The organism is Fischerella sp. PCC 9605 (genome assembly GCF_000517105.1).
Lineage (GTDB): Bacteria > Cyanobacteriota > Cyanobacteriia > Cyanobacteriales > Nostocaceae > PCC9605.
This window is the reverse complement of record NZ_KI912154.1, coordinates 139640-154116: the sequence shown is the minus strand read 5'-3', so window position 1 is coordinate 154116 and position 14477 is coordinate 139640. Positions and strand designations below refer to the sequence as shown.

At 43.0% G+C, this 14477-nt stretch carries 13 protein-coding genes, 1 tRNA gene and 1 other annotated feature; of the genes, 8 read left to right on the top strand and 6 right to left on the bottom strand.

Annotation, left to right across the window (positions count from 1 at the left end; all coding sequences use genetic code 11):
* The 3 genes from FIS9605_RS0134765 to FIS9605_RS0134755 all read right to left on the bottom strand — a co-directional run bounded on the left by FIS9605_RS0134765 (position 1) and on the right by FIS9605_RS0134755 (position 4006).
* Positions 1 to 1368: a PrsW family glutamic-type intramembrane protease gene (locus FIS9605_RS0134765; RefSeq protein ID WP_026736582.1), complete on the bottom strand. Its 1368-nt coding sequence runs from the start codon at positions 1366 to 1368 to the stop codon at positions 1 to 3.
* Positions 1369 to 1924: 556 nt separating this feature from the next.
* Positions 1925 to 2989 (bottom strand): glycosyltransferase family 4 protein, encoded by a 1065-nt coding sequence (locus tag FIS9605_RS0134760; protein ID WP_026736581.1) that lies wholly within the window; start codon positions 2987 to 2989, stop codon positions 1925 to 1927.
* 48 nt (positions 2990 to 3037) lie between these two features.
* Entirely contained in the window at positions 3038 to 4006 is a 969-nt protein-coding gene (locus FIS9605_RS0134755; protein WP_026736580.1) for a glycosyltransferase family 2 protein, read from the bottom strand.
* Positions 4007 to 4149: 143 nt separating this feature from the next.
* On the opposite strand from FIS9605_RS0134755, the gene rplS reads away from it, so the two are divergent.
* From rplS to rplL, 8 genes are all read left to right on the top strand, one after another.
* Positions 4150 to 4512: a 50S ribosomal protein L19 gene (rplS, locus tag FIS9605_RS0134750; RefSeq protein ID WP_026736579.1), complete on the top strand. Its 363-nt coding sequence runs from the start codon at positions 4150 to 4152 to the stop codon at positions 4510 to 4512.
* 149 nt (positions 4513 to 4661) lie between these two features.
* Positions 4662 to 4734 (top strand) — tRNA-Trp (locus tag FIS9605_RS0134745).
* A 191-nt stretch (positions 4735 to 4925) separates the two neighbouring features.
* Positions 4926 to 5150 (top strand): preprotein translocase subunit SecE, encoded by a 225-nt coding sequence (gene secE, locus FIS9605_RS0134735; RefSeq protein ID WP_026736578.1) that lies wholly within the window; start codon positions 4926 to 4928, stop codon positions 5148 to 5150.
* Positions 5147 to 5782 carry a transcription termination/antitermination protein NusG gene (gene nusG, locus FIS9605_RS42115; RefSeq protein WP_026736577.1) on the top strand — a complete coding sequence of 212 codons (636 nt, stop codon included), beginning with the start codon at positions 5147 to 5149 and terminating at the stop codon, positions 5780 to 5782. The genes secE and nusG overlap by 4 nt, the downstream gene beginning before the upstream one ends.
* Positions 5783 to 5788: 6 nt before the next feature.
* Positions 5789 to 6214, top strand: a complete 426-nt coding sequence (gene rplK / locus FIS9605_RS42110; protein ID WP_026736576.1) for a 50S ribosomal protein L11 — start codon at positions 5789 to 5791, stop codon at positions 6212 to 6214.
* Positions 6215 to 6350: 136 nt separating this feature from the next.
* Positions 6351 to 7064 (top strand): 50S ribosomal protein L1, encoded by a 714-nt coding sequence (gene rplA / locus FIS9605_RS0134720; protein ID WP_026736575.1) that lies wholly within the window; start codon positions 6351 to 6353, stop codon positions 7062 to 7064.
* Between the two features lie 111 nt (positions 7065 to 7175).
* Positions 7176 to 7365 (top strand) — a sequence feature (ribosomal protein L10 leader region).
* A gap of 90 nt (positions 7366 to 7455) precedes the next feature.
* Positions 7456 to 7998, top strand: coding sequence for a 50S ribosomal protein L10 (rplJ, locus tag FIS9605_RS0134710; RefSeq protein WP_026736573.1), 543 nt, complete (start codon positions 7456 to 7458; stop codon positions 7996 to 7998).
* Positions 7999 to 8074: 76 nt separating this feature from the next.
* Positions 8075 to 8470, top strand: a complete 396-nt coding sequence (gene rplL / locus FIS9605_RS0134705) for a 50S ribosomal protein L7/L12 (RefSeq protein WP_026736572.1) — start codon at positions 8075 to 8077, stop codon at positions 8468 to 8470.
* A gap of 211 nt (positions 8471 to 8681) precedes the next feature.
* Here rplL and FIS9605_RS0134700 read toward each other — a convergent pair whose 3' ends face one another.
* The 3 genes from FIS9605_RS0134700 to FIS9605_RS0134690 form a co-directional block, all read right to left on the bottom strand.
* Positions 8682 to 9278, bottom strand: coding sequence for an SMI1/KNR4 family protein (locus FIS9605_RS0134700; protein ID WP_035140782.1), 597 nt, complete (start codon positions 9276 to 9278; stop codon positions 8682 to 8684).
* 102 nt (positions 9279 to 9380) lie between these two features.
* The gene (locus FIS9605_RS0134695; protein ID WP_026736570.1) at positions 9381 to 11213 is read right to left on the bottom strand and encodes a serine/threonine protein kinase; all 1833 of its coding nucleotides are present in this window, start codon (positions 11211 to 11213) and stop codon (positions 9381 to 9383) included.
* Between the two features lie 262 nt (positions 11214 to 11475).
* Complete coding sequence (locus FIS9605_RS0134690; RefSeq protein WP_072032463.1) at positions 11476 to 14127, bottom strand: CHAT domain-containing protein; 2652 nt, start codon at positions 14125 to 14127, stop codon at positions 11476 to 11478.
* Positions 14128 to 14477 lie beyond the last annotated feature (350 nt).

Here is a 14477-nt window from a genome sequence, read left to right as displayed (position 1 = left end):
TCATTTCTGAAAAAAACGAGTAGCGAAATTTTGCGATCGCGTTGGCGACAAACTACGGGCTTTGACAATTGCTGTTGCCAACAAGGTGTAAGATATTCCTCCAACGATCACCAATAACCCTAAGACAAAAACTCCCAGAGAGTCTGCAAGTCCCGCGCAGCTGTTCCACAAACCGTGGAGTCCGGCGGCGCTAAAATAACCTATTGGCAGAATTCGCGAAGCTAGACGCGGCTTGAGGATGCTTAAGCCTATACAATATCCCAACCAACCACTCCAAGCCATGTGTCCTGCTACTTCACCTAAAATGCGCGGAATCAGCAACTGCAACCCTGCGCCGAAACCTGCTTCCGTTCCCATTTCTTGGGCCACTTCTGCGATTCTACCAGGCACGTATTGACCTAGTGTTTCAAACAAGGTGAAGCCAGCCGCAGAAGCCGATCCTAGTAAAATTCCATCTAGGGGTTCCCAAACACCGATACGTTCCCTTCTTGAAGATCTCAGAGACTTTCCCAACAGATAAAATCCAATTATAGGTAAGGCTTTCAGCAATTCTTCCAGCATCCCTGCACCAAGAAAGTAGCGAATAAACAACTCTGGAAAGCTGATGCTACTAGTATCTTCTGGTACGCTTCCCGGTAAAATGCCGCGAAACACCAATATCAATATATTAAGTACAGGACTAGCTAAAATCGTCATAGTAGTGAGAGCAGAAGAAGCTAGCACCCACCAAGGCTTGGGTTTGCCGCACAATTGGTATATAACATACAAGCTAGCACTAGCTAGGTAAGCTCCCAGTAGTATTTGATATGAAAAACCTTGAGCAAAAAATAGCAGTACCACGAATACTACGGTGATCATTCCTGGTACTAGGTAGGCTTTGCGAGTTAAATCTGTTGGTGAAGACAAAAGCGGTATCAACAGCGACAAGCTAGTATGATCGTTAGTGCTAAAAGATGATGCCGAAGAGTTTACTGCTGCTGTAGTTGGTGTAGATGCTGGCTGTGTTATTCCTAATGATTGAGAATTGTATTGATACTTGTACTGATATTCAAAGAAAAATTCCGGCCCATTATTGCCGAGAGTAATGCGATCGCCTACGTGCAATTCCTGACAACCCTGTAAAAGCTGTCCGTTTAAATACGTTCCATTTGCACTACTGAGATCGTAAAGTATAAAGCTAGTTCTGCCATCTGGCGTTTTGGATGGGCGAATAGTCGCATGACGTCGCGAAACCATCCCATAATGGTTGGAATCTAGCACAATTTGACAACTGTTGGGGTCGCGCCCCAATACAACCTCACCAGCAGTCAGTAGCGAGTAAGAGTATTCTTCGCTACCGGAAATCAAGCGCAGAAATGCATTACTCATTAAGGCAACTCCCTTGCCCAGTTAAAAGTAATTAACATTACATACAAAATAGTAATTATTTACAGAATAACCGGAAAAAATATAGTTAGTTTTTAAACACTAAAATAACAGCAAAAGTATACTAAACAGCTTTAAGACTGATTGTATACAGGTAAAAAGCTAAGTATTTGTCATAAAGGCGTTGCTGAATCCATGTATGAAAATGATTTGGTGTGATTCCAAAACCCTTGTAGAGACGCGAAATTTCGCGTCTCTACACTTAGATTCATACCTCAAATCAGCAACGCCGTCATACAACTATTGTTGACTATTAAACTATAGAAGGAAAAAAGAAGAAAAAGTAAAGATTTTTATAAATTTTTTGTGAACTGAGTTTATAAATGTTTATCTTGTGATTTGACTAGACTGAAACTAGTTTATTTCTGGTAGTTTTCCGTAAGCTTTGGTTTACCAATCGTTGTAATCACTGGATACTTAGATACTTGTCATCATCAAGTAACACAGAAATTGGGTATTAAATATTACAAATATTTAAATAATTGTCGTTGGAGTGTCGTTATTCCTCGGGAAATAACTCTCGATACACTGCCAGTGTTTCTTGATGAACGCGGGCAACATTCAACCATTCTAGATTTTGATGTGCCTTTGCTTTCCACTCTTGTAGCGTATTGGGATCGTTCAATAATTGTACTAGTGCTGCTGCTAGGGCATTGCTATCTTTTGCTGGTACTAAAAGACCAGCTTGTCCATTGTCCAGTGCTTCGGGAATGCCATCTACATCTGTGGCAATAATAGCGCAACCTGCTTCGCGGGCTTCTGAAAGTACCAAACCGAAGGGTTCGCGATGAGAAGCGAGGACAAATATGTCACAAGCTAACAAATAACGCTGGGGTTGAGGTTGAAAGCCTTCAAAATGAATGCGCGAACTGACCGCAGTTTTACTTGCCTGTGCCTCAAACTCATGGCGATCGGGCCCGTTTCCTACTATATATAAATGCGCTTCGGGAAAATCTGAGCCTATTTGCTCAAAAGCTGCAATTAACTCGGTAATACCTTTACGATGATACATTCCCGCCACAGTGGCGATCGCTGGGCGTTGCAAAGGTAAGGGTTCATATTCTTGTAGTGGACGGCTGCGGGGACTGCCAAGAGTACCATTACATACTACTCGCAACTTTGCTTGAGATATACCGCGCCGCGTCATCGCCTCGGCAACTGCTTTGCTGACAGCAATGACTCGGTCAGCTAAACCCATAAATATACTGGATCGTTGAAATTCGTTATGTACTGTGGAAACTAAACCATACCCACCCTTTTTTCTGAGTAGTGCTGCTAATACTACTCCAGTCATCATATGGGCATGAACCATATCTGGCTGAAACTCTTGCACAATTGCTCGGTAACTTCTAGCCGCTTTGATCAGATTGATCGGTTTCCTTGTCTGATCGAGTTGGTAGTGTTTGACGCCATAATTTGCCAATAATGTTTCGTATTCTCCACCACCTGAAAGTACCGCTACCTCATGACCGCTTTTTGCTTGTAAACAAGCAAGATCCACAGCTACATTTACAATACCGTTACCGATTTCTTGAACTTCATTTAAGATATGTATTATTCGCATAATCAATAAATAGATAAATAGATTTTTATATACAAACTAAGTTGAAAATTATAACTCAATCAACACGTATTTACGAATATGAGTGTTATGGTGAGTGAAGCGACGCGCTAAAGCAGCATTAAACAAAAGCTGCCAAGCTTTCCAGGAAAATATAGAGGGAAATAATATATTAATCAAATTCTGGAAGTTTCTTTGCTTAATAGCTACTATAGACCAATGTAATTTTAAATAATTTTTAATATCCTCCAACTCAGGGACGTGGAAGCGGTGCTTTTCATCAACGAAAGCGTAAATCTTCTCCTTCATTAAGATATTCGTATCTAAGCGTCGAGATAGAGAAAACTTGTAATTGTAAGCACCTTGCCACATGGTTCGGTAAGCAAGGCACTGATTGAGGAAAATCGCATCGCCAAACTTAGCAATGTGAATCCAAGAATCAATATCATCACAGTTAGCATCAAATTTAGAATCCCAACCGCCGGTTTGCAAAAACACATCACGACGGCAAGCAACTTGTACGGGCGTGCCAAAGGGAAGAAGCTCTAGCAGCATACCATAGTGAATATCAGCTTGTGGGATGTAAAAAGCTAAGCCGGGGCCTATTTGCGGCGTGCGATAGAGTTCAACTTCTTGTTCATTCACCTGGGCAGCTATGCAGGAACAGAGGGCAGCTTGGGGATGAAGTGCGATCGCCCTTGCCATTTCTTCGAGACAATTGGGAGCAAGATAGTCGTCATCATCCAAAAATTTAACCCAGTCACCGCTAGCCCTAGCAATCCCAGCATTTACCGTTGCCGAATGACCAGAGTTAACCTCATTGCGATGGTAGACAAGACGATAGTCTCCACTTAGTGATAGCTTTTGGGCTAAACTATTTACATACTCTTGCGTGCCATCAAAAGAACAATCATCGGCAACAACCACTTCAGTTGTAATTGTCTGGTTCAAAGCAGAGTTAATCGCTCTTTTGAGCAGACTTAAGCGGTTGTAGGTCGTAATGACGACGCTAAATTTCATAACACTCACACCTGTGGCACGCCCTTCTTAAATACATCTTCTATTTGACGACAAAAGTACCGGAAACGTCATCAGTTAGAATTTAGTAGACTGAAAGACGGTTGTAGATTTATTATTGATGATTGTGAGTTTTTTATTGACTTATGAACGCTCAAGAGATCATCCGCTCTATTGAAGCGGAACAGCTAAAATCTAATCTGCCCCTAATATATGTGGGCGATACTGTGAAAGTCGGAGTAAAAATCAAGGAAGGAGATAAGTACCGCGTACAACCCTACGAAGGAGTTGTGATTGCTAAACGCAATGGTGGTATTAATGAAACAATTACAGTCCGCCGCGTATTTCAGGGCGTCGGCGTCGAGCGAGTGTTTCTTCTTCACTCACCCCGAATTGACAGCATCAAAGTCATACGTCGTGGTAAAGTACGGCGTGCTAAACTTTATTATCTACGCAACCGCGTTGGCAAAGCTACCCGGATTAAGCAACGCTTTGACCGTGCTTTGTGATAGATAATAAGTAGAGTATGGGAGAAAAACTCAAACATAAAGCGGCATCAGCCGCTAATCTCCTCGAATAAAATAAAGTTAACAATAAACACCAAATTGTGTTAAACTAGCAAAAGTTCAACATAATAACTGAATCCAAGACAGCTTGTGCGCTCTTAGTTCAGTTGGTAGAACGCAGGTCTCCAAAACCTGATGTCGGGGGTTCAAGTCCTCCAGGGCGCGCTGTCAGTAAGATAATAACCCGAAACAAATGCAACTGTTGCCAAAAGCGCAACTTGCAAATTTGATTTCGGGTATAATTGTTATATTTGCAGCTTTTTCTTTCAAGCAACTCAAAGTTTGAGCCAAAGCTGTAGTTATCGATGAAAATTAGCAGGTAGTAGCTATATAGGCAATGGGGGGAGCAAGCGACCGTGGCCAAAAAAAATGAAGCAGAAATGCAAGAGACTAACAATGGGTTTAGCTTGGCAAACTTCTTTCAGGGAATCAAAGAAGAGTTTGAAAAAGTGGTTTGGCCAAGTCGAAAACAGCTAGTGAGTGAATCAGCAGCTGTATTGTTAATGGTGTCACTCTCCGCATCTTTGATTTTCTTGGTCGATAAATTCTTTACTTGGGCAGCACAACAGGTGTTCGGATGACTTCTGCAACAGACGAAGGACACAATTTGGCTTTGCAGCCAGAAGACGGCTTAGACACAGCGGCAACATCAGAAGCTCGCTGGTATGCGGTACAAGTAGCCTCTGGCTGTGAAAAGCGTGTTAAAACAAACTTAGAACAGCGCATCCAAAGCTTTGATGTGGCTGATAAAATTCTTCAGGTGGAGATTCCGCACACGCCAGCAGTGAAAATCCGTAAGGATGGCAGTCGCCAGCACACAGAAGAAAAAGTCTTCCCTGGCTATGTGCTTGTCAAGATGTTCATGGATGATGATACTTGGCAAGTAGTGCGGAATACTTCCCACGTGATTAATTTCGTGGGAGCAGAGCAAAAACGTGGCAGCGGCAAAGGTCGCGGTCACGTCAAGCCAGTACCGCTGAGTCATACAGAAGTCGAAAGAATCTTCAAGCAGACCAGCGAACAAGAGCCAATTGTCAAAATTGACATGGCTAGTGGTGATAAGATAGTCGTGCTTTCTGGTCCGTTTAAGGACTTTGAGGGCGAGGTGATTGAAGTCAGCCCAGAACGGAGTAAGCTCAAAGCCTTGCTTTCGATTTTTGGCCGAGACACACCAGTAGAATTGGAATTTAATCAGGTTCAGAAACAGAGCTAATCACAAATGGCGAAAAAAGTAGTAGCGGTCATTAAACTGGCCCTAAATGCTGGGAAAGCCAACCCAGCACCGCCAGTGGGGCCCGCCTTGGGTCAGCACGGCGTCAATATCATGATGTTCTGCAAAGAGTACAACGCCAAAACAGCAGACCAAGCTGGCACGGTGATACCAGTAGAAATTTCGGTCTATGAAGACCGGAGTTTTACTTTTGTACTGAAGACTCCACCGGCATCGGTACTAATTACCAAAGCAGCGAAAATAGACAAAGGCTCCAGCGAACCCAACAAAAAGAAAGTTGGATCGATTACACAGGAGCAACTGCGGCAAATAGCTCAAACTAAAATGCCTGACCTCAATGCCAATGATATTGAAGCGGCAATGAAAATTATTGCAGGCACTGCCAAAAATATGGGCGTAACTGTAACAGATTAATTGGTGGTTAGTAGTTAGTAGTTAGTGGTTGGTAGTAAGAAAATAACCAACCAACAACCAACAATCAACAACCAACAACAAGCAAAACTTTATCGGGGGAGAGAATAAACCTCGCTAACGACCCCAGGAGAGAAAAATGACAAAAAAAGTATCGCGCCGTTTGCAGGCGCTGTTAGCAAAAGTTGAAGATAGGGAGTATGATCCCCTAGATGCTTTAAGTCTTTTAAAAGAGACGGCAACAGCAAAGTTTCCTGAAGCAGCTGAAGCACATATTCGGTTAGGAATTGATCCAAAATACACTGACCAACAACTGCGAACAACGGTAGTACTGCCCAAAGGTACAGGACAAACAGTGCGGGTGGCAGTAATAGCCAGAGGGGAAAAAGTCACAGAAGCAACCAACGCAGGTGCTGATGTCGTTGGCTCAGAAGAGTTGATAGACGAAATTCAAAAAGGCAGAATGGACTTTGACAAGCTGATTGCTACACCGGATGTAATGCCGCAAGTAGCAAAGCTTGGTAAATTGCTTGGCCCTCGCGGTTTGATGCCATCACCCAAAGGTGGGACGGTGACATTTGACCTAGCAAGTGCGATCGCAGAATTCAAAGCTGGTAAATTAGAATTCCGCGCCGATCGCACCGGTATCGTCCATGTTATGTTTGGTAAGGCGTCATTTTCGCCGGAAGATTTGCTGGTCAACTTGAAGGCCTTGCAAGAAACAATTGACCGCAACCGTCCTTCGGGAGCTAAAGGTCGTTATTGGCGCACAGTGTATGTGTCAGCCACAATGGGGCCATCGATTAAAGTCGATATCAACGCCTTACGCGATCTCAAATTAACAGCAGCATAAAGGTGATAAGGGATAGGGGATAAGGGATAGGGGAGAAAATTTTCCCAAAAATTCTGATCCCTAGTACCTAAAATACACAAATTCCCTATCCCCGATTCCTAATCCCCGATCCCCAATTAAATAGCAAAGCCGGAGACAGCAGGTGCCATTGGCTTAATACCCTGCCGAGGTTTGCACTTGAATTGCTTGAAACTCTACTCCTATTTAGTGTAGGTATTCTGGCATCAAGAGTAAGGTGGTTTAAAAACCTAACCTTCAAGCTAAACCCCGGCTTTCGCAGCTGGGGTTTATTAATTGTTGGTGGTTGTTTGTTGTTTGTTGTTTGGAATAAATTACCACCAACCATCAACTACCAACAAACAACAAATCCTTTAAAGGAGGTGAAACAAGTATGGGCAGAACCATAGAAGATAAAAAAGCAATTGTTGCTGAACTCAAAGAATCTTTGAGTCAGTCGCAATTAGCACTAGTGATTGACTACCAAGGGCTAACGGTTGCTGAAATCACAGATTTGCGGCGACGACTGCGTCCAACTGGTACTGCTTGTAAAGTCACAAAAAATACTCTGATGGGTATTGCCATTCAAGATGATGAAAAATGGCAACCCATGTCGGAATTGCTCAAGGGTTCTTCCGCCTTTTTGCTAGTTCAAGAGGATTTCTCGGCTGCAATTAAGGCTTACCAAGATTTCCAGAAAGCCACTAAGAAGACGGAACTTCGCGGCGGCGTAATGGAAGGTCGCCTGTTGAAAGAACCGGATGTCAAGGCGCTGGGCGATTTGCCATCCAAAGAACAACTCATGGCGCAAATTGCCGGAGCAATCAACGCCTTGGCTACCAAGATTGCCGTCGGTATCAACGAGGTTCCCGGTTCACTGGCTCGTGCTTTGCAGGCATATGCCGATAAAGAAAAAGGCGAAGAAGTTAGTGGTTAGTGGATAGTGGATAGTGGTTAAAAACCAACTACTAACTAATAACTGTCAACAAATTCACATTACAGGAGTTATATCGATGTCTACTGCAACTGATGAAATTTTGGAAAAATTAAAATCTCTGACTTTGCTGGAAGCAGCTGAGTTGGTGAAGCAAATTGAAGAAGCTTTCGGCGTTAGTGCTGCTGCGCCCGCTGGTGGCATGATGATGATGGCTGCACCTGGTGCTGCACCTGCTGCTGCTGAACCCGTAGAAGAGAAGACCGAATTTGACGTGATTCTCGAATCTGTCCCAGCTGATAAGAAGATTGCTGTACTGAAGATAGTACGGGAATTGACCGGTTTGGGTCTCAAAGAAGCAAAAGACTTGGTAGAATCTGCACCCAAGCCAGTTAAGGAAGCTATTGCCAAGGAAGCTGCTGAAGACGCTAAGAAGCGTATAGAAGAAGCTGGCGGTAAGGTAACTGTGAAGTAGTCAAAATTTGATTGCCAATTTTTTAAAAGGAGCCTCAGTCAGGCTCTTTTTTTAATCCTATTGACCAATACAGTTCAGATAAGCCCATAATCCTTTGTAGAGACGCGAAATTTCGCGTCTCTACAGATTAATTTTTTGTACCAACAATCCTTAACTGAACTGTATTGCCCTATTGACACTCTATGGATTTTACAAAATATTGCGAGGCTAACTAATCCGTTTGAGCTTCCAGAAACATAAGTTCCACTTTCATCAAATCTGCAAATGAGTGATACCGATAGGCACCTGGGTAATAGTTCGCAAAATCCCATGCCTCCCATTCGCCATCTGAAAAGATGACTTGCGGATTTAGCAGCCAAACCCGACCCGGTTCGCCGTCTGTATCACTAATTTGTAGGGTTTTGAGTAGATATTCAACCCGTAGGTGAACCGAATTCTGCATCGAGCCATATGTGAAGTAAATTTCATCAGGAATAGATACATCATTGTAGTTGCTGCCCCAAGTTTCAATCCAATCCGCATGGCGGTTGATAAACCAATCCACCTGCTCAGCCATCAGCAAAGTGTTCATACCACCATAGATTCCCTCTCCAGGCCAACCATTGCTGACTAGAAGGAATGCACGGTATGAAGGAGGCAGCTTTTGTCCTAGCCGTGTTTCCAGCGCTGTGATTTGTACTTCCGTTGCACCACGCAATCCTAACCAGCCAGAGGTAAGAACCTGCGATGGTAATGTTGCTTTCACTTTGTCTTCCATGCATGCTAGTTGGTATTGACTAAATTCTTGTAAGAATGATTGCCAGTACATTCCAATCACCCTCAAAAAACAAGCAATATTTTATACTTTTAGCTCTTCCGCATATACTCTCCATAACACTTTATGAAGTTACGGTACTTCATTAAAAAAGCTTTAACACTTTTTAGCATCCGCAGGATTCACAAAATCATGTAAATCTGAATCCCATATACTGATATAAATAAGACCGCATTCTTGACGCACAATCTGACCCTTCAAAAAACCTACACTAAAACGGAAATTATCCAAGCGTCGCTGTAGGACTTGCATGAGTGCCTGCTGAATTTCTTCAGTTAATTTACCACCTAACATTCCCTCCAAAGTTTTCAGTATCACCTGAAGGTCTACAGATTGGGAAAAAGCTATCTCGGTTTGGCGAATCTTTCCAGAATCACGGTCAAATAAGTAGCCAAGCTGGATTCGATTTGGCACTAATATATAACTAACAGCGCGAGTATTGCGCCAAATACCCCTTGAATCGTGAGTTGGCTTGCCAAGGGTTGCTTCTACAGTACTTCTTAGTATACCTGGAGAAAATCCCGGAACTTGATTGATGTTGGTAGTGTTAGGTAGTTGATTGCGAGGCTCGTTGTTTTTTGGTTTAAAAACTGTGGGGGTTTGATTGTCTTGTTCTGGTTGTGCTGATGCTACAGGAGTATCTTGAGGTTTTAGTGGAGTAGGTGCAAGAGTTGATCGCTGCTGCTTTGGTGGTGAAGCCGCAGGCGTATTAGCTTCCTCAGAAGTAGAAGTTGGGGATTCTGGCGACTCTGTGGGATTTGTGGTTTTAGATTCTGAAAGCGGTGTGGGTATGGTCGATGGTGGCGAGTGTGCAAACTCTGGTTTGCGGGTAATACTAACAATCGCTACCGTACCAATCAAACCAGCCACAATTAAACTACCAAAAATCCAAGTAGGCTTTTGCCAATTTCTGGGAATGGAATGCACAAGGGTAGCTAGAGCATTTTGCTGAGAAGATAATGGCTGCGTTTGTAGGGATGCTGTACTAGGAGCAGGATTTGGAGGTAGTGTGGGTTGAGTTGTAGGCGTTTGTGTAGGGGAGTCAGTACCTTGCAGAGGTTGCTTTGATGTTATGGGCGCATATGGTGGTGATTGGCGTGAGAGAGTAGCAGACTGCAAAGCATGTAGCATTTGGCTAGCGGTAGTGTAGCGATCGCCAGCTTGGGGCTTAATTGCCCGATTCAGTATCATCGCCAATTGCGGTGAAACCCCAGGAGCATAATGCTGCCAAATTATTTCCCCTGTTCGCGGATCGGTTTGTAGCTGTCGTGGGTGTTTGCCAGTCAGCAGATAAATCGCTGTCAAGCCTAAACTATAAATGTCAGTGGCGTAAACTGGGCGTCCCGTGAATTGCTCGCTAGGCATATACCCTGGTGTGCCCATCACCAGAGATTGAGTGGTGGATACTGGAGAATTCACTACTGCCGAACGTATCGTTTCCTTGACTGCACCGAAATCAATCAACACTGGCTTGTGATTGGACGAGCGGAGAATGATGTTATCTGGCTTAATATCCCGGTGGATGATGCCTTTACTATGGACATAATCCAAAACAGACAGCAAACTCAGTAAAATTTCCGTGACTGCTGTTTCACAGAGTGAGCCTTGAGTTTTAATAATATTTGCCAGGGTTTGACCTTCAATCCATTCCTGGACGAGGTAAAACTGCCCATTCTCAGAAAAGTAGGCATAGAGTTTAGGAATTTGGTTACTACCCTCGCCCAGATACTCTAAAGTAGTTGCTTCCCGTTCAAATCGTCGTTGAATTTTTTGGTAAATTTTTGGGTCATTTGTGATCGGCTTGAGTTGCTTAATCACACAACGACGGCGAGAAGGTAGATAAGTATCTTCTGCCAAAAATGTTTCGCTAAAGCCACCAACACCCAGTACCTGGATAACTTGATAGCGATCGTTCAGCAGTGTTGCCATGCTCCATGAACAGCGTTAGTAAAACTCCTCCTAAGAGGCTCGCCCTCTTCAAATGTAGATCAAATGCCTAGGGAGAAAACTTCCCGTTCAATAAATAAAGACCACAGCAAACAAAATACGTATTCTGCTATCTAGAAAATCTATAATTAGCTAGATTAATATAGATAGATTTTGTGTTCTGTAGGAAGACATCAAAATCTTCTTATACAATGCGGCAAAACACGTGGATTGATCAACATTATTTTTATGGGTAGACAATAACCTACAGCCAATTGCCAACCAGTACATAGGGTGCCCAGTACATAGGACGATTATATTCAGAAGCATTCAGTAACTTTAATTGAGCAAGGCGTAAAGCCTCTGCTATTGTGACTCTGCCAGTTGTTAACTGACTGTAGAATTCACCAATAAATAAAGCTGTAGAGTCATCACCAATTTGCCATAAAGATGCTAGAGTACTCCGCGCTCCTGCTCGAATAGCAACTCCTGCTAATCCCAATGCTGCACGGTTATCTCCTGCTGCTGTTTCACAAGCACTGAGAACAAGTAGTTCAACTGGTTCTGTGCGATTTTGCTCTCTACTTTTGAGCAAGCTATCAAATTCCCTCACATAAATGCGCTTATCTGCTGCAAGGATGAAAGTGTCTTTAGCTTTAGAGCTAAATTTCCCGTGAGTTGCTAAGTGAATTACTCTAAAAGGCTGGGCGTTAATCTTTTTCTCTAAGGTCGTACTTTTAAAATTTTGATCTAGAAGTATGGTTTTTGTTATGCCTAACTTCTGAATTAAATCTAGTTCATCTTTGACTTTGGGAAGTGGTGCAAAATTTTCGTTTTGAGGTGGTTGAGACAAACCCCCAGCAAGGACGTTTAATTTTTTCTGTTTTAAAGGTTTTGGTGTAAATAATTGCAACCCTGGGCTAATTGCGACGGCGTAATGCTGTACAAAATAGTCTTTACCATCATACAATGCAGCCATTGGGATATTTCGCAGTGACCCATCTGGGATAAATACTAAAGTAGTAACTCCACTATTTTTAAGGTCTGTTTCTACTGGTTTAATTAACCAGTTATAAAGCTGTTGGGAGCCTGTTTGAAATTTTTTCTTGGCATCAGGTTGAACTATTGCCTCTCGCATTTCTGCAATTGCTTGCTCTACCTCATTACTGTTAACAAAAGAAGTTTTACGCATTAACGGTTGGTTGGGAAGTTTAAGGATAACTTCTAACTGGTTGTCTAAAATAATTGGATAGAAAATGGCTGTTTTCGGATTATTTCGATCTACTACTTTGTCAAGCACAACAAATTGGTTATTTAAACAAGCTTCCCGAAAAAAATTATCCAGTTCTGCCAGTTGTAAAGCTTCGATGCGTTGACGTGCTTTGTCTAAATCTGGCTTTTCCGGGCCTTGCTGTTGTAAAAGCAGTTCTACTGACTGCCGATAAAGAGGTTCAACGCGATCGCGAAAATTTAACTGCACCTCTCGGTTTGCTATTGCTAGATCGCTGCGAAGAGATTCAAGAGTTGCTACAGCACTATCGTAAGCGGCTATGGCTGCTTGGTTATTTCCCTGGATTTTCAGCAAGCGTCCTAGTTGCCATTCCCAACGATAAGCAATGTCTGAAGCAGAAATTTCCTGAGCAATACTCAATGCTTGCTCTGTGAGATTTTGTGCTTCTTGCCACTGACTGTTTTGCTCGTATAATTCTCCTAAACTGCCGAGTGCATAAGATTCTGCACGTTTATCGGCGATAATTTTGGCTTGTTGAACGCTGCTTGCCAAAATTTGCGCGACATTTTGTTTGTCACTAATTTTAGCGATCGCCCGAGCAAAGTTAATACGTGCATAGATACCAGCTTGATTACTAGGCAAACTAGCAAGTTCAGATTGAATTGTCGGGATTAACGCTTGCGCAGCTGCTATGTTTTCATCATCTACAAACAAGCTGAGTAAATTGATTTGGGCTTGAATTTTCGTGAGGGGGTTAGGCGCGATTTCGGCAGCTTTTTGATAGTGAAAAATTGCGTCTTTAGTGTTACCTAGTAATCTAGCAGTATTACCAAGGCTAAATGCCGTTGTAGCAATTTCTTGAGTCAGTTGCAGGTTTTGGGATATTTTTAAGCTTTGTTGCAAAGTTTGCCACGAAGGCTCTAGTTCGCCTAATTTTTGCAGAGCATTACCAAGAGAACGCAAAGCAGCCGCCTTTATGGATGAATCAGGTTCATTTTGCAACTGTTGAGAAACTTCTTTCAAAATATTTAAGGCTCGGCGGTAAAAACCAGCAACCCGCAGAGCTTGTGCTTGGTTAATGCGGCTACGCGTTACTCCAGCATTATTGTTTAATTGCTTCCAGATTTGCTCTGCTTGTTTGGCAGTTTCTAAAGATACATCTGCTTTTCCAACTGCCAGTTGCAGTCCTCCCTGAATATCTAGAGTTTGCGCCAAAACTTCTAGCCATTTTGGTTTTTGAGCATTGAGATTTAACTTTTGATTTTTCTCATCCCAGCCAAGTAACTTCAAGCTAGTATTAATAGCCTTGGATGCTTCTGTCCACGAGCCAAGTTGTTGATATACCAAGGAGAGGTTAGTCAGTGCTGTAGCTTGCCCAAATGGGTTATGCTCTTGCTGGTAAATGCGGTTAGCTGCTTGTAAAACAGTTACTGCTTCCGCAAAGCGTCCTGCTTGATAAAGAGCTTCTCCTTGCTCCAGAAGTTGCTGTGCTGTTGCTGGTGATTGACTAGTTTGGATGTGTGCTGAATGTCTCTGTACCTGTTTGGCGAAGGTGCTGGGGATAATAGTAAGAGAAAAAATTATAGTAAATAATAATACATTAGAAACCGAAACTTTAACTATTCGCTTTGGTATCAGAAGTCTTTGCAGAATTGACCTGAACTTACCAAAACCAATTAATGCCATGTGCAACTTTTAATTCTTGGGTCTGATGCCTACGCTGACATCATCTCACAATTTGCTTACTTCCTTCGTGCTCTTTGCGTCCTACCCTGCGGGAAGCCCTCCGGGTTCACCAGTCGCTCATGGGGGAAACCACGGCGCTCTATGTGCGGACGCAGGTTCCGCACCCGCGCCTCCCCAAGACCGCACTGCCTCCCCAAGACCGCGCTGGTTTACCGCTGCGCGTCTAAAATGTTAAGCAAAAGAGATTAGCTGGGGATGATACCAGCCATAGGAGGTATTGATGTCTTCCTCGTTGTGGAAAAATTTCTTGAACGAGTTTATAAGAAGAAAATTCTGGAAACTCATAAGAT

Bases quoted from the DNA above. Each gene is read 5' to 3' on its own strand.
- FIS9605_RS0134765 (WP_026736582.1), bottom strand. From the start codon at position 1,368: ATGAGTAATGCATTTCTGCGCTTGATTTCCGGTAGCGAAGAATACTCT.
- FIS9605_RS0134760 (WP_026736581.1), bottom strand. From the start codon at position 2,989: ATGCGAATAATACATATCTTAAATGAAGTTCAAGAAATCGGTAACGGT.
- FIS9605_RS0134755 (WP_026736580.1), bottom strand. From the start codon at position 4,006: ATGAAATTTAGCGTCGTCATTACGACCTACAACCGCTTAAGTCTGCTC.
- rplS (WP_026736579.1), top strand. From the start codon at position 4,150: ATGAACGCTCAAGAGATCATCCGCTCTATTGAAGCGGAACAGCTAAAA.
- nusG (WP_026736577.1), top strand. From the start codon at position 5,147: ATGACTTCTGCAACAGACGAAGGACACAATTTGGCTTTGCAGCCAGAA.
- rplK (WP_026736576.1), top strand. From the start codon at position 5,789: ATGGCGAAAAAAGTAGTAGCGGTCATTAAACTGGCCCTAAATGCTGGG.
- rplA (WP_026736575.1), top strand. From the start codon at position 6,351: ATGACAAAAAAAGTATCGCGCCGTTTGCAGGCGCTGTTAGCAAAAGTT.
- rplJ (WP_026736573.1), top strand. From the start codon at position 7,456: ATGGGCAGAACCATAGAAGATAAAAAAGCAATTGTTGCTGAACTCAAA.
- rplL (WP_026736572.1), top strand. From the start codon at position 8,075: ATGTCTACTGCAACTGATGAAATTTTGGAAAAATTAAAATCTCTGACT.
- FIS9605_RS0134700 (WP_035140782.1), bottom strand. From the start codon at position 9,278: ATGTACTGGCAATCATTCTTACAAGAATTTAGTCAATACCAACTAGCA.
- FIS9605_RS0134695 (WP_026736570.1), bottom strand. From the start codon at position 11,213: ATGGCAACACTGCTGAACGATCGCTATCAAGTTATCCAGGTACTGGGT.
- FIS9605_RS0134690 (WP_072032463.1), bottom strand. From the start codon at position 14,127: ATGGCATTAATTGGTTTTGGTAAGTTCAGGTCAATTCTGCAAAGACTT.